This is a genomic window from Ruegeria sp. CDSB114, from assembly GCF_059611025.1.
This window is the reverse complement of sequence record NZ_JBXWOT010000003.1, coordinates 196242-214468: the sequence shown is the minus strand read 5'-3', so window position 1 is coordinate 214468 and position 18227 is coordinate 196242. Positions and strand designations below refer to the sequence as shown.

The 18227-nt window shown below is 56.5% G+C and carries 16 protein-coding genes; 7 read left to right on the top strand and 9 right to left on the bottom strand.

What is annotated here, in order from left to right; translation table 11 throughout:
• The first annotated feature begins 2 nt into the window (after positions 1 to 2).
• The 3 genes from sthA (at position 3) to AC2FIP_RS10475 (ending at position 2666) form a co-directional block, all read left to right on the top strand.
• The gene (sthA, locus tag AC2FIP_RS10485) at positions 3 to 1451 is read left to right on the top strand and encodes a Si-specific NAD(P)(+) transhydrogenase (RefSeq protein ID WP_142636327.1); all 1449 of its coding nucleotides are present in this window, start codon (positions 3 to 5) and stop codon (positions 1449 to 1451) included.
• Positions 1448 to 1903 (top strand): YaiI/YqxD family protein, encoded by a 456-nt coding sequence (locus tag AC2FIP_RS10480; protein WP_281972917.1) that lies wholly within the window; start codon positions 1448 to 1450, stop codon positions 1901 to 1903. The genes sthA and AC2FIP_RS10480 overlap by 4 nt, the downstream gene beginning before the upstream one ends.
• Before the next feature lie 142 nt (positions 1904 to 2045).
• Positions 2046 to 2666, top strand: coding sequence for an HAD family hydrolase (locus tag AC2FIP_RS10475; RefSeq protein WP_496786304.1), 621 nt, complete (start codon positions 2046 to 2048; stop codon positions 2664 to 2666).
• A 1-nt stretch (position 2667) separates the two neighbouring features.
• Here the strand turns inward: AC2FIP_RS10475 and AC2FIP_RS10470 are convergent, their stop codons facing one another.
• Positions 2668 to 3906 (bottom strand): MFS transporter, encoded by a 1239-nt coding sequence (locus AC2FIP_RS10470; protein WP_496786301.1) that lies wholly within the window; start codon positions 3904 to 3906, stop codon positions 2668 to 2670.
• Positions 3907 to 4052: 146 nt separating this feature from the next.
• On the opposite strand from AC2FIP_RS10470, the gene zapE reads away from it, so the two are divergent.
• Positions 4053 to 5111 (top strand): cell division protein ZapE, encoded by a 1059-nt coding sequence (gene zapE / locus AC2FIP_RS10465; RefSeq protein ID WP_496786299.1) that lies wholly within the window; start codon positions 4053 to 4055, stop codon positions 5109 to 5111.
• 59 nt (positions 5112 to 5170) lie between these two features.
• Here the strand turns inward: zapE and AC2FIP_RS10460 are convergent, their stop codons facing one another.
• From AC2FIP_RS10460 to AC2FIP_RS10445, 4 genes are read right to left on the bottom strand one after another with little or no spacing between them, the layout of a single operon-like run.
• On the bottom strand, positions 5171 to 6445 hold the full coding sequence (locus AC2FIP_RS10460; protein WP_496786297.1) for a bifunctional folylpolyglutamate synthase/dihydrofolate synthase: 1275 nt from the start codon (positions 6443 to 6445) through the stop codon (positions 5171 to 5173).
• Positions 6442 to 7359, bottom strand: coding sequence for an acetyl-CoA carboxylase, carboxyltransferase subunit beta (gene accD / locus AC2FIP_RS10455; RefSeq protein ID WP_496689318.1), 918 nt, complete (start codon positions 7357 to 7359; stop codon positions 6442 to 6444). The genes AC2FIP_RS10460 and accD overlap by 4 nt, the downstream gene beginning before the upstream one ends.
• Positions 7360 to 7418: 59 nt before the next feature.
• Positions 7419 to 8315 (bottom strand): CPBP family intramembrane glutamic endopeptidase, encoded by an 897-nt coding sequence (locus tag AC2FIP_RS10450; RefSeq protein ID WP_496786295.1) that lies wholly within the window; start codon positions 8313 to 8315, stop codon positions 7419 to 7421.
• The gene (locus AC2FIP_RS10445) at positions 8308 to 11406 is read right to left on the bottom strand and encodes an ABC transporter transmembrane domain-containing protein (protein WP_496786293.1); all 3099 of its coding nucleotides are present in this window, start codon (positions 11404 to 11406) and stop codon (positions 8308 to 8310) included. The genes AC2FIP_RS10450 and AC2FIP_RS10445 overlap by 8 nt, the downstream gene beginning before the upstream one ends.
• 246 nt (positions 11407 to 11652) lie before the next feature.
• Here AC2FIP_RS10445 and AC2FIP_RS10440 point away from each other — a divergent pair, with 246 nt between their 5' ends.
• Together AC2FIP_RS10440 and AC2FIP_RS10435 are read left to right on the top strand one after the other, a co-directional pair.
• Positions 11653 to 12414 (top strand): DUF6478 family protein, encoded by a 762-nt coding sequence (locus AC2FIP_RS10440; protein WP_496786291.1) that lies wholly within the window; start codon positions 11653 to 11655, stop codon positions 12412 to 12414.
• Between the two features lie 10 nt (positions 12415 to 12424).
• Entirely contained in the window at positions 12425 to 12772 is a 348-nt protein-coding gene (locus tag AC2FIP_RS10435) for a hypothetical protein (protein WP_496786289.1), read from the top strand.
• Between the two features lie 74 nt (positions 12773 to 12846).
• Here AC2FIP_RS10435 and AC2FIP_RS10430 read toward each other — a convergent pair whose 3' ends face one another.
• Positions 12847 to 13581 (bottom strand): helix-turn-helix transcriptional regulator, encoded by a 735-nt coding sequence (locus tag AC2FIP_RS10430; protein ID WP_496786287.1) that lies wholly within the window; start codon positions 13579 to 13581, stop codon positions 12847 to 12849.
• Positions 13582 to 13678: 97 nt separating this feature from the next.
• On the opposite strand from AC2FIP_RS10430, the gene AC2FIP_RS10425 reads away from it, so the two are divergent.
• Entirely contained in the window at positions 13679 to 14035 is a 357-nt protein-coding gene (locus tag AC2FIP_RS10425; protein ID WP_496786285.1) for a VOC family protein, read from the top strand.
• 125 nt (positions 14036 to 14160) lie between these two features.
• Here AC2FIP_RS10425 and AC2FIP_RS10420 read toward each other — a convergent pair whose 3' ends face one another.
• Genes AC2FIP_RS10420 through gpmI form a run of 3 tightly spaced genes read right to left on the bottom strand, consistent with a single transcriptional unit; the run spans position 14161 to position 18152 of the window.
• Positions 14161 to 15501 carry a S41 family peptidase gene (locus tag AC2FIP_RS10420; protein ID WP_142636359.1) on the bottom strand — a complete coding sequence of 447 codons (1341 nt, stop codon included), beginning with the start codon at positions 15499 to 15501 and terminating at the stop codon, positions 14161 to 14163.
• Between the two features lie 6 nt (positions 15502 to 15507).
• Entirely contained in the window at positions 15508 to 16638 is a 1131-nt protein-coding gene (locus tag AC2FIP_RS10415; protein WP_281995101.1) for a murein hydrolase activator EnvC family protein, read from the bottom strand.
• Positions 16635 to 18152 carry a 2,3-bisphosphoglycerate-independent phosphoglycerate mutase gene (gene gpmI, locus AC2FIP_RS10410; protein ID WP_496786284.1) on the bottom strand — a complete coding sequence of 506 codons (1518 nt, stop codon included), beginning with the start codon at positions 18150 to 18152 and terminating at the stop codon, positions 16635 to 16637. Before gpmI ends, AC2FIP_RS10415 begins: the two co-directional genes overlap by 4 nt.
• Between the last annotated feature and the right edge of the window lie 75 nt (positions 18153 to 18227).

Below are 18227 nucleotides of genomic sequence, written 5' to 3'. Positions count from 1 at the left end.
GCATGAGCAAATACGACTATGACCTGATCATTGTCGGGTCCGGCCCTTCCGGTCGTTCGGCGGCGATTCAGGCAGGCAAGTTGAAACGCCGGGTGCTGGTTATCGACCGCAAGGATCGGTTGGGTGGGGTCTCGGTCCATACCGGGACCATCCCGTCAAAAACCCTCCGCGAGACAGTGCTGAACCTGTCTGGTTGGCGCGAGCGCAGCTTTTACGGGCGCTCGTACCGGGTAAAGGATCAGATCCGGGCCGAAGACCTCAAGGCTCGGCTGCACATGACGCTGGACCATGAGGTCGATGTGCTTGAACATCAGTTCAACCGGAACCACGTGGAAACCTTAAATGGTCTGGCAAGATTTGTCGGTCCCCACGAGATTGAGGTTGCAACCGACGCAGGCGAAACCACACGTCTGTCCGCCGCAAAGTTCCTGATCGCCACCGGAACCAAGACCTATCGTCCCGATTATGTGCCCTTCAACGGGAAGACCATCGTCGATGGCGATGATTTTCTGGAGATGGCCGAGATACCGCGCTCGCTATGCGTGATCGGGGCCGGTGTAATCGGTGTGGAATATGCCACGATGTTTTCCGCGCTTGATGTACGTGTCACCCTGATTGAACCCCGCGAGACCTTTCTGGATTTCATCGACAGCCGGCTGATCCACGACTTTACCCACCAAATCCGCGAAAACGGTGTGGATTTGCGGCTGGGCTCTGCCGTTGAAAAGATCGAAGATGGAGGTAGCCACGTAGAAGTGACGCTCGAGAATGGACGGCATGTCCGGGCCGAGATGTTGCTGTTTGCCGCCGGGCGGATGGGCGCGACCTCGGCCTTGAATCTGGATGCGGTCGGGCTGACAACCGATCACCGCAACCGGATTGAGGTCGATCGCAAGACCTATCAGACAGCGGTACCGCATATCTATGCGACCGGAGATGTAATCGGACATCCCTCGCTGGCATCAACCTCGCTGCAGCAGGGGCGCGTGGCGGCATGTCACGCGTTGGAGACCCCGACCCTGCCGGAAAGCCCCTGGTACCCTTACGGCATCTATTCGGTGCCCGAGATATCCACCTGCGGCATGTCCGAAGAAGAGTTACAGGAGCGCGATATCCCTTACGAGGTTGGCGTCGCGCGATTCCGCGAAACTTCTCGCGGGCATATCATGGGGTTGGAACATGGCATGTTGAAGATGCTGTTTTCGCTGAAAACCCGCCGGGTTCTTGGTGTGCAGATCGTAGGCGAAGGCGCGACCGAGCTGATCCATATCGCACAGGCTGTATTGAACCTGAAAGGCACAGTGGATTATTTCGTTCAAAACACATTCAACTACCCGACCTTGGCCGAGGCCTATAAGATCGCAGGTCTGGATGCGTTTAACCGGATGCCCATCCCCGAGGAATTCAAGGTCAAGAAGAAGCCTGCCGAGAAACAGGCAAAGAAAGCGTGACAACCCTGTACATAGACGCAGATGCCTGTCCAGTGAAGGCCGAGGCCGAGCGTGTAGCGACCCGACATAAGATTCCGATGGCTCTGGTATCGAACGGTGGCCTGAGGCCTTCGGCCAATCCTCTGGTACAGGTTGTGATCGTGTCCGCAGGTGCGGATGAGGCCGATAAATGGATCGCAGAGCGTTGTGGTACAGGGGACGTGGTTGTGACCTCTGACATTCCTTTAGCCGCGAAATGTGTTGAAGCAGGTGCGCGTGTATTACGTCACAACGGCGAGGCCTTTACCGCCGCCAATATTGGCCAGCAACTGGCGATGCGGGACCTGATGGCAGACCTGCGTTCGGCAAACCCTCTGGGCGCAGGGGGCGGTGGCAAGCCTTTTGGCAAGGCCGATAGGTCCCGGTTTTTGGATGCGTTGGAACGGGAATTGCGGGCGGCACTAAGGGCGTGACCCTCCCGCCCGTCACAGACGCATCAGAGATGCGTCCCCTCCGGTTGGGCCGGGCAGCGCTGCGCGCTGCAGTTCCTGTCTTGAAAAGCGCAGCAAGGATTGATTCAGTCAGCCCCAGCAGAGATTCTAAGAAGGATTATTCATGCCAATAGAAGCGGTGGTTTTCGACATCGGGAATGTCCTGATAGAATGGCAGCCAGAACGGTACTACGATGCGGTTATTGGTGAAGACCGTCGCCGGGCCATGTTTGCCGAGGTTGACCTGCATGGAATGAATGATCTGGTTGATCAGGGGCATCACTTCACGGACACCATCTATGGCTGGGCTGATAAATATCCCCAATGGCGGGATGAAATCCGGATGTGGCACGACAAATGGATCGAATTGGCCACGCCAGAAATTCCCCACTCGGTACGACTGCAACGTGCGCTGCGCGCCAAAGGCATCTCGGTCTTTGCGCTCACAAATTTCGGGGTGCAGAATTTTGAGTATGCAACCACGGTCTATCCATTCCTCAACGAGTTCGACCGGCTGTATGTTTCAGGTCGCATGCAGACAGTGAAACCGCATGTCCCGATTTACGAGATGGTCGAAGCCGATTGTGGTCTGGCGCCTGAGGCGTTGTTGTTCACCGACGACCGGATCGACAATATCGAAACGGCGCAGGCGCGAGGCTGGCAAACGCATCATTTTGAGGGCCCGCAAGGATGGGCAGACCGGTTGGTGGCAGAGGGGCTTTTGACCCGCGAAGAGGCCCGCTAGATTAGGCTGCGACGGGTAGCGGCCGGTTCTCGCGGATGGGAAGGTGAACGATGGCGCTGAAGGCGCCGATGGCCACGCCGATCCACCAGACAAAGGTGTAATCTCCGTACTGGTCATACATGCGGCCGCCAAGCCAGACGCCAAGAAAACTGCCGACCTGATGGCTGAAGAAGATGATGCCGTAAAGCGTACCCATGTAGCGCAACCCATACAAATGTGCGACGAGCCCCGAGGTCAGTGGAACCGTTGCCAGCCAGAGCGAACCCATGACCAATGAGAATACAACGACCGTGATTGGCGTGATCGGCAGGATTATGAAAGCCGCCGCTGTAAGCGTGCGGGCGGTATAAATAGAGGCCAGAAGGTATTTCTTGGGAAAGTGCATTCCAGCCCACCCCGCCAGCAATGTCCCTCCGATATTGGCCAACCCGATCAATGAAATCGACACAGCCCCTAATGCGGAAGTTGTCGTTATACCAATGGAATGCAGTATTCCACCCGGCTGAATCGGGCCGCACATTTCGGTAACGAAAGCGGGAAAATGCGCTGTGATAAAGCCAAGCTGGTACCCACAGCTGAAAAATCCCAGGAAAATCAGGGTATAAGACGGGTCCCGGAAGGCCTTGCCCAGAATTTGCCCCATGCTCTCTTCGATTTCGGCTTTGGTTGCGGCTTGGGGGGCGCGCATGAAGGGCAGAGTCATGACCAGTGCCAGGATGGCAACGGCAAACACGATGAAAACCTGTTGCCAGGGCATAATAGACAAAAGCCATTCCGCCGTTGGAGCACCCAAAACCTGGCCAAAGCTTCCTGCCGCTGTCACGACGGCCAGAGACATAGAGCGGTTATGATCAGAGGACGCCCGCCCAACTACGGCAAGCACGACACCAAACCCCGTGCCGGCAATCCCAAAGCCCACAAGCCAGGCGTACATCTGATGCTCGAACGGGGTAACGGACCACGCCGACAACACCATGCCCGCTGCATAGGTCAATGCCCCGAGCACAATCGCACGGCGATCCCCCACCTTCTCGGCGATGGCGGCAAAAATGGGTTGTCCAATTCCCCAAGCGAGGTTCTGGATCGCAATCGCCATCGAAAAATCGGAGCGCAGCCAGCCGAATTCAGTCGCAATGGGGATCTGGAATACGCCAAAGGATGCCCGCACGGCAAAACTGACGGCGATAATGATGCAGCCGACGATCAAGATCGGATTTAGCAAGCGGGCGTGTTGGGGCATTGAATCCTCGGAATGGCCGAGCCGCGACGGTACCCAAATTTGTACCGTGGTCAATTCAGGAGTTTTGACGTTGCGGATAAGTAAAATTGATGCATCTTCAAAATGCCTGCTTTTCAACGCCCAGAGGTGAAGGTATCCCTCGGGATATGTCAGATTTGATATCGCTTTACGAGACACGCATCGCCGATGGCACTTTGACGCGGGACGATGCGCAAGAGGCTGTCCTTCCGCATTTCGAACGCATTCGCGCGGCCTTGGCTACCCCGGTCAAGCGTGGTTTCTTTCGCAAGACACCCCCGCCGCCCCAGGGACTTTATCTGTGGGGCGGAGTTGGTCGTGGCAAGTCGATGTTGATGGATATGTTTGTCGACGCGCTTGGCGACATCCCTGCCCGTCGCGTCCATTTTCATGCTTTCATGCAGGAAATCCACGCGGGAATGCACAAAGCTCGTAAGGACGGAGTTGAGGATGCGCTTGCACCGGTCGCGGACTCGGTTGTCAAATCCGTAAAACTGCTGGCATTTGACGAGATGCAGATCACCGATATCACCGATGCGATGATCGTCGGGCGGCTGTTTGATCTTTTGCATGCTGGCGGGGTCGTGGTCATCACCACATCCAACCGGCACCCGGACGAATTGTACAAGAACGGCTTGAACCGCCAGCTCTTTTTGCCATTCATCGCGCATATCAAGGAACAGCTTCAGATATGGGAACTGGTCTCGCCCACTGATTACCGACAGAACCGTCTTGAAGGTGCGCCAGTCTATTTCACGCCGATCGGCCCCGAGGCTCGACAGAATATCCGATCCGTCTGGAACGATCTCGCGGGCGGTGCGGCGGAACCGCTGGTGTTGCAGGTAAATGGCCGTGCTGTCGAATTGCCGGCCTTTCGGAACGGGATATCCCGAGCAAGCTTCTATGATCTGTGCGGACGGATGCTGGGCCCTGCAGATTATCTGGCCGTTGCCGAGGCGGTCAAAGTTCTGGTTCTGGAGGACATCCCGCGCCTGTCCCGGAATAATTTCAATGAGGCCAAGCGTTTTGTGACGTTGATTGACGCCTTGTATGAGGCGCGGGTACGCCTGATCTGTTCGGCGGCCGCAGAGCCCGAGATGTTGTATGTCGAGGGTGAAGGGACGTTCGAGTTCGAACGCACTGCCTCGCGACTGCGCGAGATGCAAGCCGAAGATTGGGGGGCATAGGGGCGCTGCCCCGTCACGTTTTGCGCGCCTTCCCCAAGGTACCTCCGCCAGGTGAAGACCTATCCGTTTTCCCGTAGGATGTTGCCCGCCAAATAGAGTGATCCGCAAATCAGGATACGGGCCTGAGGGTCTTGGTCTGTGATTTTCTGCAGGGCCGCGGATACACTCTCTGCTGTGTCGGCTTTCATGCCAACCTGGTCAGCAGCCTGCGCCGTATCTTCAGCGCTAAGCGTCGCGGCCTCACCCGGTATCGACACTGCGGTCAGGCTTTGAGCCTGCGTGGCAAGCGGTGCAAGATAGCCAGCGACATCTTTGGTGTTGAGCATTCCGCAGATCAAATGTGTCGGAGATTGCGGTAATTTTCTCAGCACTTCAGCAAGCGCAATTCCCGCGGCGGCATTGTGCCCACCATCCAGCCACAGCTCGGCCTGTGCGGCCTGTTCAACAAGCGGGCCGGATTTCAGACGCTGCATCCGTGCTGGCCACTCGGCCTTGGTAACGGCGGCCTCATAGGCCTGATCACCAAGTTCGAGATGGCGCAATACCGCTATTGCCGCACCCGCATTCTGAATTTGATGTGCGCCAAGCAAGTTGGGCAGCGGCAGATCCCGCAGCCCGATTTCGTCCTGATACACAAGACGTCCGTTTTCCTCGGTCACATGCCAGTGCTGACCGTGTACCAGCAATGGGGCACCCAGACGGGCCGCTGTATATTCGATGACCTCAAGCGCTTCGTCCTGCTGTGGGCCGACGATACAAGGGACGCCCGGCTTGATGATCCCGGCTTTTTCGGCAGCGATCTTGCCCAACGTGTCGCCTAGAAACTGTTCATGGTCGATGGAAACCGGCGTGATAACCGTCACGGCGGGTTCGTGCACCACGTTTGTTGCATCCAGGCGCCCGCCAAGGCCGACCTCAAGCAAGGTATAATCAGCCTGTTTGCGCGCAAAGGCCAGCAGGGCCGCACAGGTCGTAATCTCGAAATAGGTGATGTTCTCACCACCATTGGCGGCATAGCACTCATCAAGGACGTTTGTCAGTTCGGCTTCCGAAATCAACTCACCTGCCAGCCGAATACGCTCGTGAAACCGGGCAAGATGCGGAGAGGTATAGGCGTGAATCGTTTTCCCCGCCCCTTCCATACCGGCGCGGATCATGGCCTGCGTAGACCCCTTGCCGTTTGTCCCTGCGATATGCACGACCGGAGGCAATTTGGTCTGAGGGCTTTCCAGTGCGGCAAGCAAACGCCACACCCGATCCAGCGTCAGGTCAATGATCTTGGGATGCAGCGCCATCATCCGATCAAGGATGACGTCTGACGATGGCGAAGTCATTCCTGATCCGCGTCTTTCTCTGGGGCTTCGGGGGTGGGCGCGGGCAAATCACCTTTGACCGCAGGAGGCTGATTCATCAGCATGCGGGTAATCGTGATCAATTCGTCACGCATTTCGGTACGCTTCGTTACCCGGTCCAGCATTCCGTGGTCCAGCAGGTATTCTGCGCGCTGAAATCCTTCGGGCAGCTTTTCCCGAATGGTCTGTTCGATCACGCGCGGGCCTGCAAAGCAGATTAGCGCATTGGGTTCCGAGATATGGACGTCGCCCAGCATCGCATAAGAAGCGGTCACGCCTCCGGTGGTAGGATGGGTGAGTACAACGATATAGGGCAGTTTGGCCTCTTTCAGCATCTCAACCGCCACGGTGGTTCGCGGCATCTGCATCAAGCTCAGGATGCCTTCCTGCATTCGCGCGCCACCCGCTGCCGAGAACAGGATCAGCGGGCGTTTCAACTTCACTGCCTCTTGCGCGGCCGCAATGATGGCATTGCCGACATACATACCCATCGAGCCGCCCATGAACGAGAAATCCTGGGCCGCTGCCACGACCGGCGTACGTCCGATATCACCTTTGGCGACCAGCATCGCCTCTTGCTCGCCAGTTTTCTTCTGCGCTGCTTTCATCCGGTCGGGGTATCTCTTCTGGTCCCGGAACTGTAGCGGATCATCTTTGGGAGCGGGAACATCGACCTCGGTAAATATACCACCGTCAAACAGGTGCCCGAACCGGTCGCGCGGAGTGATCGCCATATGATGATCACATTGGGTGCAGACATTCTGGTTTTCCGCCAATTCGCGGTGGAACAGCATCGTGCCGCATTCGTCACACTTGTGCCAAAGGTTTTCGGGGACTTCCCGGCGTGAGAAGATCGAATTAATCCGGGGACGGACGTAGTTTGTGATCCAGTTCATGTCGGAACCTTGCTAGTACGGCGTTGACGTCACATAAGACGCTACGGAAAGAATTGCAATCAGCGCCTGAGCGCAAGGCGCGCGATAAACCAGCTGACAATCATCACGGCAAAATCCACATATAACCATTGCCGCAATGTCAGAGTATCGGTCATATCAAAGGGCAGTACAAATAAGGCAAGACCGCTGAGGGTGTCAGGGAGCGAGACAAACAAGAGCGCTATGACATTGTTGAAAAAATGCAGCGCTATGGCCGGGCCCAGGGTTCCCGCCCGCGCGGTCAAATCCGCAGCCAAAAGTCCAAACAGACCAGTCCACAGCACCAGCAACTCTGCATTGCCGCCCGCCGCATCGGGCGAATAGTGCCCCACCGCGAATAGAAGCGACGGTACCCCCATCCAGATGATCGGAGAACGGAATCGCGCCGCCAGGCTTTGCTGCATATATCCGCGGAAAAGCAGCTCCTCCGCACTGATTTGGACAAACACAGCCAATAGCGACAGAGGCAGGAATACCAGCCAAACCGAAAAGGACAGGTTTTGAACAAGCGGCGCGTCCATAATGACGTGCGGCACGGCTACGATAACCACGCCAAGCACCATCAGGGCGCGCAGCACAAGCCAGAACTGTCTGGCCGCTTTGCCCCGAGTCCCTAAAATGGAACCCAGGGACCGTTTCTGAAACTGTCGCGCTGCGGTCCACACACCAAATGTGACAAACCCAAAGCTTGACAGCAGGATCACCATCGAGATCGGGGTCGAGCCGTTCATCAACCCGCTGGCCCATTCCTGCGGTCCGGCCACGGTTACGACTGCAAACAGGATCAGATTGAAGACGGTTGCAACGACTACGATTGTTGCCAGGCCGGCCAGCAGGCGCCACAGCTGTGGTTTGTCGCGTGCGTCGGCGACCAGATGCTCATGCGGGGCGTAAGAGGGCGCGCGGATTTCAGACATTCTGGTGGGAACTTTCGGCCTGGTCCTCATCATCGAAGAACAAGGTCGATGCTTTGGTGGCGTTGATCTTTTCCGAAATGGTTGTCAGGTATCCGGCAACTGTTTCAAGCAACTGAACCGCAACGCTTGCATCGCTTTCGATCACCGCGCGCAGTTCCACTGCACCAATCCGCAGGAATGAACAGTTTTCGCCTGCCACAAGATCCAACTGCCTGGTCTCACCGGTGATAACAGACAGGTCACCGATCAGGCGCCCGGGTTCAATGACAGATATGGACCGGGTCGAACCGTCTTCTTCGTGCCACATCAGCTTCGCATGACCCGAAATGCACAGATAGGCCGCATCCGGCGCCTGCCCACGAGAGAAAATGACCTGACCAGCGGCAGCATCATACCACTGCGCCGAAAACGCCAGCAATCTCTGGTTGCGACCGTCGATATTGGCAAAAAGCGGAGTTGATGAGATAATCTTCAGCTTGCGGCTGAGGTCAGCGGTGGTGCCGGATTCTTGTTCGAGCTGCGTTTTCGAGACACCGTCAATGCGACCATCCTTGATTTCAACAAACAGATCATAGGCCTCGGGATGGGCGAAACTGTCCTCCATGAAAATCATGATGGAATCGGGCAGCAGTTCGCGCAGTTTCAACCGGGTGCGTAAACGGCTCTCAGAGTCATGGCTGGCCAACGCTTTATCCAGGATTAGCAAATCCGGCCGTTTAATCCCGGCGCGCGAGAAGGCAATTCGTTCCTGAAAGACGGTTGTCAGATTGTTCCCACCCAGCCCTGCGGACAGATCATAGACGATGGCCGCTGCCTGTCTGCGCAGACCTGCGGCATTGATCACTTCGGCAACCACATCCTCTATCTCGTCAGCATGAGCTCCCGCCGTCACAGATACCCGCCCGAAAAGCGCATTTTCCATAACCGTCATGCGCGCGATGTATGTGTCCGGTGTGACCGGTACAAATATCTCTTGCAGGCTTCCGCGTAGCCTCTCGCCCTGTTCAGTGCGGATTTTCAGAATCTTCTGTTTGTATTCATCCGGGAAATCAGGGCCAATCTGTTCGGCGGTCAGCAGGAACGGAACGGTCAGAAGAAAGGCGTGTTCGCGCTGCGACAGCTCGTCTACTCCTTTTGCCTTGCGCTTGTCTTCGATTGCCAGCAGCCGGTGGAACATTTCCTTGCTCAAGCCCAGGCGCAGGAACAGCGGATGGTCGGTTCCGTCCCGCCCAAAAGCATGGCTCAGCGTTTCCAGAACAGCGCTTGAGATACTCAGCGCGTCGTCATCAAGCTCATGTGTACGCAGCATTTGCATGAACCGATTATCGCCGGCCAGAATGTCCGGCGAGATTTCCTGCGACGGTGCTGCATAAAGAAGGTTGCCGCCCAAAGGCACAGTTGGGTTGAACCTGTCCGGATCGAACCGGTAGACAAAGCGGTCCAGATCTTTTTCCACCAACTTGTCATGGATGGGGCCACGGAGGTCGATGATATTTTGCACAAACTCGGGATGCTGATCCGGATTCAACTGGCTGCGCAGGGTGCGGCGGAACATGAATTCATCCGTTCCCATCGCCTCGACCAGCTTGAACCACCAATCCTGGATGTCGTCAGTGTTGTTGAGCCCGGCCAGACCGGGATCAATCCATTCATCTGACAGCGAATCCACCGAGTTCCCCGCTCGCGCGGCCTCGATCTGGCGGCGGCTAGGGGCCCTGGCGGCGTCGGCTTCATGCTGAGGGCGTGTTTTCAGGGGCATCATCAAGTTGTCCCCAATCGACCCATCAAACAGATATGGTCGAGAATAGGCATATCCGATCCGCGCCGCGATGACGGATTGGTGCAAGGATTGGATGTCATGTCCAGCAATCGTGACGTCGCCCTGAACCGGCAGCAATTCGCGGGTCAGCAGCTGAGCCAATGCCCCTCTTTCGGCCGCATTCGAGGATTTGATGGCCACGCGGGCCCCTTTGGGTATGACGAGGTCTATATCCTCGAGAACAGTTTTCCCATCGTTATCCCGAACGGTAATATTCTGCAGCTTGATCTCGCCAGTCAGATGCGGAATGGAATCAGGCTCGCCCTCGAACAGCTCTTCGGGCACCATGTTGTCGGGCGCGAAGCGTTCGGTCACGATTTCCCACCGCAACGACATGTCCTGAACTTGATTGTAATAGGTCAGCAGATCCTTCCAAGGTCCGCTAAGATCCTTATATGCTCCCAGTGCCGCCACCAGCGCGCCCACTGTTACCTCGCCCGTGATCGCCAGGTATCCGCCCACCGAATAAAACAGAAACGGGGTCATCTGAGTGATCAGATTGTTGAGAAACTTCATGAAGAACTTTTTGTTATAGATCTTGAATCGGATCTCGAACAAAGTTCCCAAACGATGGCTGAACTGGGCCAATCTGTGCCGCCAGCCTCCGTTGGTGCGCAGATCACTGATCCCGGCTGCGCTTTCGCCGATTTCTGAGCTCAAGCGCCTAACTTCTTGAATTCGGTCTTTGTTCAACAGGTTGATCTGGCGCTGCAATTTTGGAATCAACCAAGCCTGCAGTGGGATCAGCGCAATACTTGCAAGACCAAACCACACGCTTTGCATGAACAGAAACGTCACAATGGTCATCATCTGACCAAACTGGAATACGGGTTGTGCGATCGCATCTCCCATCAGGCCGCCCATCGGTTCAGCCTCGGACGTGATCATCGACACCAGCTCGCCTTGGCTGGTGGTGGCAAAATAGGATTTCGGGAACCGCAGAGTTCGGTGGATCAGCGTGTACCTCAGTCGGCGTAACATGCGTTCGGCCAACACACCTTTCATCGTGTTGATCCGCATTTTCATCAGACCGCTGGCGATTACGGTCGCCAGAAAGGCCAGACACAGAATCAACAAATACTGCACCTGCGTCACCGTAACTCCTAAGAAAGTTACCGAGCTGCCTGGTGCACCAATCGCATCGTTAATGATCTGCTTGGGCAGCTCCAATGATGCATAGAGGAAGGGAAAAGAAAACAATGTCAGCAGCAACAAAACCAGTTGCTGTTTCTTGGAATGCTTCCAGATGAATGCGAATAGAGTGGGTTCCATGCCCCGTCTTTGCCTCGGAAATATTGCTATAGGGTTGTAACGGATGGTCCACTGCAATCAGGTGTCAGACGGTACGCACTGACCGGGTTGATTGCAAGAACGGCGCCCTCCGTAGCAGGTCACAACTTTGCTGCCTAGCCAAAAGCGTGTTCACATTTTCGGTAATTTACCGACGCTATGATGCAAATCGGCTTTATCCTCGGGTGGATATCCGACAAAAGATGTGTGGAGCAATAGATTGGGATCATGGGCAAGCTACTGGATCGCTATATTCACCGCAAAGCACTGACGCGCTGGCAGCGGGACGCCCGGGCAGCGCCCGAGGCTGTGCTTTCTGAATTGCGGCAGCAGCGTGATGATGCACGTCGCTTGCGATCCGAGCTCGATGCGCTGATTCTCCAGGCCAACAGCCGCCTTACACGGCCTGTGGCGGGATCAGCCCATTTCCCGAAACCGTTGGGCACCGACTGGAGCTGGAGGCCCGAGCTGTGGCGCTATCCTCAGCCCCGCCCCGGTGTCGCCTCGGCCCCGCGTAAGGCACGTATCAACGATGAGGCAACGCTGTTTCACGACTGTCCGCGCCAGGAAATCAGCACGCGCCAGATCAGGAACACGCGCAAGCATGATCTGTCACCGTTCAGCTTGGCGGTCGAGGTTTTCGGGTTCGAGGGATCATTTCTCTCTCTCTCTATCGAGCTTCCACAAGAGGCTGTGCAAGAGCTGACGCGGCAGCATCTGATCCGAGTCGATTGCCATATTGAGGCCGAACGCCCACAGGAATTGTTCGCGCGGCTCAATATTCGACACGGCCCAAACGCCGAACAGGTTCTGCGCAAACTTGATCCCACTGGTCCTTCAAACAGCGTGGATTTTGATCTTGCACATTTACCACTGAATGAACGCCGCATGGACAAAGTCTGGCTGGATATCATTCTGGATAATCCTCGGATGAACCGGATAGTGTTGCAGGACCTGACCGTCTGTCGTCACCATCGCGCCGATTTATGAGAACCCTGCCATGACCGATCTGATACTCACATCACTGGGCCTGGAAAATGGCACCTGGATGGGCCACCTGCAGGCTGATACGCAGCCCGAGATCAGCGTGTCCTACCGTGGTGACGCGCTGGATGAGGTTCACCTGTCACCAGCCGACACCGGGTGGGAGCTTCGTGTACAGGTGCCTGATGTGGCCCTGTCTGACGGGGTCCACAGTTTTGTAATCTCAGATTCCGTTTCAGGGCTTAAACTGGGCGGGTTCTCGATCATTGCAGGAAACGCCGCCGCCGATGACCTGCGCGCCGAACTGGACCTGATACGAGCAGAGCTTGATATGCTAAAACGAGTCTTTCGCCGGTCTCAGTAGGCGGACGAAGTGCGGACGAAGTGCGTGCCTATAATTCAGGCGTCATTGTCCGCATACGGTTGGCCATGACCCGATCACATCGAAGAATCATCAATTACCAATGAGGGTTGAAATTTTTCTTTCGGCAGGAGCTTGAAGCGCGTTTCGCCCATTGAGGCCCCAAGCATCCGGTCGCACCGAAATGTCCTTGGTTCGTTTCTCAGACGGTCGATCGCAACGACGTACCAAATGGGATACTTCAACAAGAGATACTGAGGCTCAATTTGCCGGTTGGAAATGACACCGTCTTCTCTTTGATATCGCAGCTCCAAGACCTTTTGATCGACGAAAGCCTGATGAACCGCTTGCACAATACTTTTTGGTGGGGCGCTCGCGCTGGCTTGAACATAAGTCGAAGCCGTGATGCCTATAAGAATACGGGACTTGAGCTGGTTCACCTTGTTGCGTTTCTCGGGTGAAAACGAGGCCACAAGCTGCCGCCTTACCGATGCCAAGTTCGCAAGCAACATTGGTGATTTCATCTGCTCTGCGACAGCAATGCTGATTAGCAGATCGACCGCCTCAGCGTATGTCAGGTTCATACGACCAACGCCCCAGTTGCGGTCGAGGCGCACACCTCCTCCACGACCGCGATCAGCGTCTATCTGCATGCCTTGGTCCCGCATAAGCACAAGGTCGCGGGCTATCGTGCGCATACTGACACCATGCTGTTGCGCCAAGTCTCTAACCGTACAATGGGCATCTTGCTTGAGTTGAACCGCAAGCAATTCCAATCGCCTCAGCCTGTTGTGCGTATTAGCCCGTGCCATGAATCAAATAAGACATAAAATGGCACATTAGTCGATATAGCTTGGGTCACTGAAACCAATGCCTGACGCAGGCCACTCACTTGCAGGAGCTAAATCGATGAAAATGAATTACTTTGTTGTCGGAACGAATGACATGGCAGCTGCAAGAACCTTCTACGACACACTGTTTTCGCAATCGGGTCTCCAAAGCATGTCGCCTTCAGAAAGAATGACTTACTGGCTTGGAAAGGATTTTGCCTTCGCCGTGGCCAAACCCTTCGACACGTTGCCGGCCACTAACGGTAATGGAACGATGGTTGGATTTTGCGTTGGTGGCGAGGCAGAAGTCAGAAGGCTGCACGCTTTAGCCACAGATCTCGGGGGTTATTGTGAGGGGGCCCCCAACCAACGCGGGCCAAAGTTCTCTGCATACGTTCGAGACCTGGATGGAAACAAGATGTGTTTTTCTGACTAGCTTTTCACAGAGCGGACGTTGGTTGGGAGACAACATAGGTGGCATCGGGCTCTAATCAGCCACCTTACCTCGATCGGCAGCGGCCCCATCAGGAAAAGGGCCGCCTGTCAGGCGGCCCGGTTTCTTTATTGCGATGGCCCGTCCGGGTTGAAGGCTGACAGCCCCTTGAGGATGTCGATGGCATAGGCCAGCTGGTAATCCTCTTCCCGCAATTCGGCGGTGGCTTCGGCCTTGGCCCTATCTTCTTCGATCTGGCGGATTTCATCCTCGCTCAGGCTGTCATTGTTCAGACTGCCACGCAGATCAGCCTCGGAACGGGTGTTCCCATTGGCCTCTTCTTCCTCGGTCTCCGGGGCTGGGCGGGGCTGTTCAACGATGATGTCGGGGCTGACACCAAGCGCCTGAATAGACCGGCCCGACGGCGTGTAGTAGCGCGACGTGGTCAAACGCATCGCGCCATCGCTCCGCAGTGGCATGACAGTCTGGACCGAGCCTTTGCCGAAACTTTTGGTTCCCACAACGATTGCGCGGCGATGATCCTGCAGCGCGCCGGCTACAATCTCGGATGCTGAGGCGGACCCGCCATTGATCAGCACGACAATCGGCTTTCCTTCTGCCAGATCACCCACAGTTGCGTTGAAACGCTCACCATCGCTTGGATCGCGGCCACGGGTTGATACGATCTCACCCTCGTTTAGGAATGCGTCCGAAACCTTGATTGCCTGTGTCAGCAGACCACCGGGATTGTTGCGCAGGTCCAGAACGACACCATTCACCTTGTCGATCCCTCCGGCCTCTTCGATTTGCTCGGCCAGACCTTCCTGCAAGTTGGGATAGGTTTGGTCGTTAAAGGTGGTCACACGCAGAACCACACTGGTCCCTTCGGTGCGCGCGCGTACTGCCGTCAGTTTGATTGTGTCGCGGATGATAGGCACGTCGAAAGGTTCCTGTTCACCCTCGCGGACAACGGTGATCACGATTTCCGAGCCTACCGGCCCGCGCATCAGATCGACCGCCTTGTCCAGGGTCAGGCCCAGTATGCTTTCGCCATCGACATGGGTGATGAAATCTCCGGCTTCGATCCCGGCCTCATCCGCAGGCGTATCGTCGATCGGCGAGACAACTTTGACAAAGCCCTCTTCCTGCGTGACTTCGATACCCAGACCGCCAAACTCGCCACGGGTCTGGACCCGCATTTGTTCGGCATCATCCGGCGACAGATAGCTGGAATGCGGATCCAGCGAGGTCAGCATACCGTCAATGGCCGCCTCAATCAGGTCTTCGGGCTCAACCTCTTCGACATATTGCGCGCGGATGCGTTCGAAAATATCGCCAAACAGATCCAGCTGTTCATAGACACTGGCCTTGTTTTCGGCTTCTTGGGCAAGCAACGGACCGGCGATCTGCGTCGTTACAATCAGGCCTGCTATAGTTCCAGCCAAACCGGCCATCACAAATTTCTTCATACTCGTTTATCCATCCTTGTCGGTCCGAAACCACGATTCCGGGTCCACGGGGCTGTTATCCTGTCTTACCTCTATATAGAGCGTTTCTGATCGGTCAGTTCCAGTGCCATCACCGCTTGTTGACAAAATTGCGCCGATTTCCTTCGATTCTGCAGGCATCAATCCGACTGGCGTCCCCCGGGGAATCACCTGACCGGCTTCTCCGTAGACCTCTTGTAGCCCGGAAAAGACAAATAGAAGCCCCGGTTGCGGCTCGAGGATCACCAGATTCCCCAACTCCAGTAGCGGCCCGCGATACCGTATCGTGGCCGCCGTTGGCGAGGTGACTATTGCGCGCGGTCGGGTGCCCAATACGATACCAGGGCGTTTGACACCGGCCGCATCAGTTTCATTTGCCCGGTGCAGGATGATGCCCTGCGTCGGTAGCGCAATCTGACCCTTGATACTTGATATATCCGCATCCGTTTCGGCGATTTGCCCTTCGGAGATTTGGGAAAGCCCGCTGGCAAAACCGTCAAGTGTTTCAGTCGATGAGATCAGGATAGCAGTGCGGATCGGGTCCTCGACAAAGCGCCGCGGCAAATCCGTTCGGTCTGCGATGGCGGTGCTGAGCTGGGTGCGGGCATTCTGAACGCCCGTCAAGCCCTCGACCAAGGTTTCCGAGGCGCTTTGCTGCAGCAATCGAAGCGTGCGCACTTCCTGAAGATCACGCGCAAGAGACTGCGCTTTTGCGTTCAGGCCCGGCGTAACCTCGGACAGCATCATACCGGCCCGGGCCGAGCCCAACGGCCCTGACGGGTGTAGCATCAGAACCGGAGGCGCCGTGGTTTCGATCGTTTGCAATACGCCCAACAGCTGTGCCACATCCTTTTCCCGACTGCGCAATTCGGCTGTTAGCTGGGCTTCGCGTGTTGCCGCCCGTCGTAGGCCATCGCGCATGGCCGACAGACCCGCCTCATACGCCTGTATGGTTTCGGTCAGGGCACGGACCCGGTCGCGGGCGCTTTCGGCCTCGGTCAACGATACTGATGCCTGCTCAAGCATCTGCGCTGCATTCAATGCGGCGGTCGCGGGGTCGGTCTGGGCAACCGCCCTGGATGCAAAGAAAATCGCCAGAAGCAGCGCACGAAGCGTCATGAAAGCAGGCTCTTTCCAGTCATTTCAGGGGGCTGATCCAACGCCATCAGTTCCAGCAGCGTGGGCGCCAGATCGGACAGGCGACCATCTCGCAAGGATACCCCTGCTGGTCCCCCGACCAACGCCACGGGCACGGGGTTCAGCGTATGGGCTGTATGCGGCCCGCCGGTTTCGGGATCGACCATCATCTCGCAATTTCCATGATCGGCCGTTACAATCATTGCGCCCCCCACTTTTTCCAACGCGGCGACCACTTGCGCCAGCCCTTGATCCACAGCCTCACAGGCGCGGATTGCCGCTTGCAGGTCGCCGGTATGCCCAACCATATCCGGATTGGCATAGTTGGTTATGATCAGATCATAGCCCGCCCCGATGGCTTCGACGAATTTTGCGGTTACTTCGGCCGATGACATCTCGGGTTGCAGGTCGTAGGTCGCCACTTTGGGCGATTTAGGCATAAAGCGGTCTTCGTTCGCCTCAGGCACTTCCTTGCCGCCATTGAGGAAGAAGGTCACATGCGGGTATTTCTCGGTCTCGGCGAGACGGAACTGGCTGAGCCCATGTTTTGCCACCCATTCGCCCAGTGTATTGATGATGTCACGTTTGGGGAAAACAGTGGTCATATAGGCGCTGTGCCCGTCGGAGTATTCGACCATGCCCAGCAGGGCTGAAAGCTGCGGGCGCGGGCCGGTGTCGAAATCGTCAAAGCCGGGTTCGCCAATCGCCCGCAGGATTTCACGAGCCCGGTCGGCGCGGAAGTTGAGGCAGAAGAAACCGTCTCCGTCTGATATGCCGTCATACCCGGTGAGAACTGTCGGGACGATAAATTCGTCCGTTTCCGACTGCTGATAGGCCTGATCCACGGCATTGCGCGCCGAAACAGCGCTGCGCCCCTGCCCTTTGATCATTGCACCATAGGCTTCGCTGACACGTTCCCATCGGTTGTCGCGGTCCATGGCAAAATAGCGCCCGCAGACCGAGGCAACACGGGCGCCGTCGGGCAAGCGTTCCTCAAGCTCTGTGATATAGGTCGGCGCTGATTTCGGGGCCACATCCCGGCCATCCGTAACCGCGTGCAAGGCAACGGGCACACCAGCATCCGTTATCGCCTTTGCCGCAGCAATGATATGGTTCAGGTGGCCATGCACTCCCCCGTCCGAGACCACCCCCAACAGATGTGCGGTGCCACCTGCAGCCTTTACCCTACCGATAAAGTTCTGCAGCGCGGAGTTGGCAAAGAAAGAACCGTCCTCAATCGCCAGATCAATCTGGCCCAAATCCATCGCAACAACGCGGCCAGCCCCAATATTTGTGTGACCGACTTCGGAATTGCCCATCTGACCACTTGGCAGACCAACGTCCGGACCATGGGTGATCAGCTTGGCGTGTGGGCCCTTGGCCATGATCGCATCAAATGTTGGCGTGTCGGCAAGGTAAGGCGCATTGGCCTCGGTGTCCTCGGACAGGCCCCAGCCATCAAGAATACACAGGACGACGGGTTTCGGGGCGGTCATTTCGGCTCTCCGGGTTTGCTGCTCTTGGTTGGTCTTGTATCGCCTGCCCCGCGCAGGGTGAACCGCCTTTTGCCC

Excerpts from the sequence above, each read along its gene's own strand:
- sthA (WP_142636327.1), top strand. The coding sequence starts at position 3 with ATGAGCAAATACGACTATGACCTGATCATTGTCGGGTCCGGCCCTTCC.
- AC2FIP_RS10475 (WP_496786304.1), top strand. The coding sequence starts at position 2,046 with ATGCCAATAGAAGCGGTGGTTTTCGACATCGGGAATGTCCTGATAGAA.
- AC2FIP_RS10470 (WP_496786301.1), bottom strand. The coding sequence starts at position 3,906 with ATGCCCCAACACGCCCGCTTGCTAAATCCGATCTTGATCGTCGGCTGC.
- zapE (WP_496786299.1), top strand. The coding sequence starts at position 4,053 with ATGTCAGATTTGATATCGCTTTACGAGACACGCATCGCCGATGGCACT.
- AC2FIP_RS10460 (WP_496786297.1), bottom strand. The coding sequence starts at position 6,445 with ATGACTTCGCCATCGTCAGACGTCATCCTTGATCGGATGATGGCGCTG.
- accD (WP_496689318.1), bottom strand. The coding sequence starts at position 7,359 with ATGAACTGGATCACAAACTACGTCCGTCCCCGGATTAATTCGATCTTC.
- AC2FIP_RS10450 (WP_496786295.1), bottom strand. The coding sequence starts at position 8,315 with ATGTCTGAAATCCGCGCGCCCTCTTACGCCCCGCATGAGCATCTGGTC.
- AC2FIP_RS10445 (WP_496786293.1), bottom strand. The coding sequence starts at position 11,406 with ATGGAACCCACTCTATTCGCATTCATCTGGAAGCATTCCAAGAAACAG.
- AC2FIP_RS10440 (WP_496786291.1), top strand. The coding sequence starts at position 11,653 with ATGGGCAAGCTACTGGATCGCTATATTCACCGCAAAGCACTGACGCGC.
- AC2FIP_RS10435 (WP_496786289.1), top strand. The coding sequence starts at position 12,425 with ATGACCGATCTGATACTCACATCACTGGGCCTGGAAAATGGCACCTGG.
- AC2FIP_RS10430 (WP_496786287.1), bottom strand. The coding sequence starts at position 13,581 with ATGGCACGGGCTAATACGCACAACAGGCTGAGGCGATTGGAATTGCTT.
- AC2FIP_RS10425 (WP_496786285.1), top strand. The coding sequence starts at position 13,679 with ATGAAAATGAATTACTTTGTTGTCGGAACGAATGACATGGCAGCTGCA.
- AC2FIP_RS10420 (WP_142636359.1), bottom strand. The coding sequence starts at position 15,501 with ATGAAGAAATTTGTGATGGCCGGTTTGGCTGGAACTATAGCAGGCCTG.
- AC2FIP_RS10415 (WP_281995101.1), bottom strand. The coding sequence starts at position 16,638 with ATGACGCTTCGTGCGCTGCTTCTGGCGATTTTCTTTGCATCCAGGGCG.
- gpmI (WP_496786284.1), bottom strand. The coding sequence starts at position 18,152 with ATGACCGCCCCGAAACCCGTCGTCCTGTGTATTCTTGATGGCTGGGGC.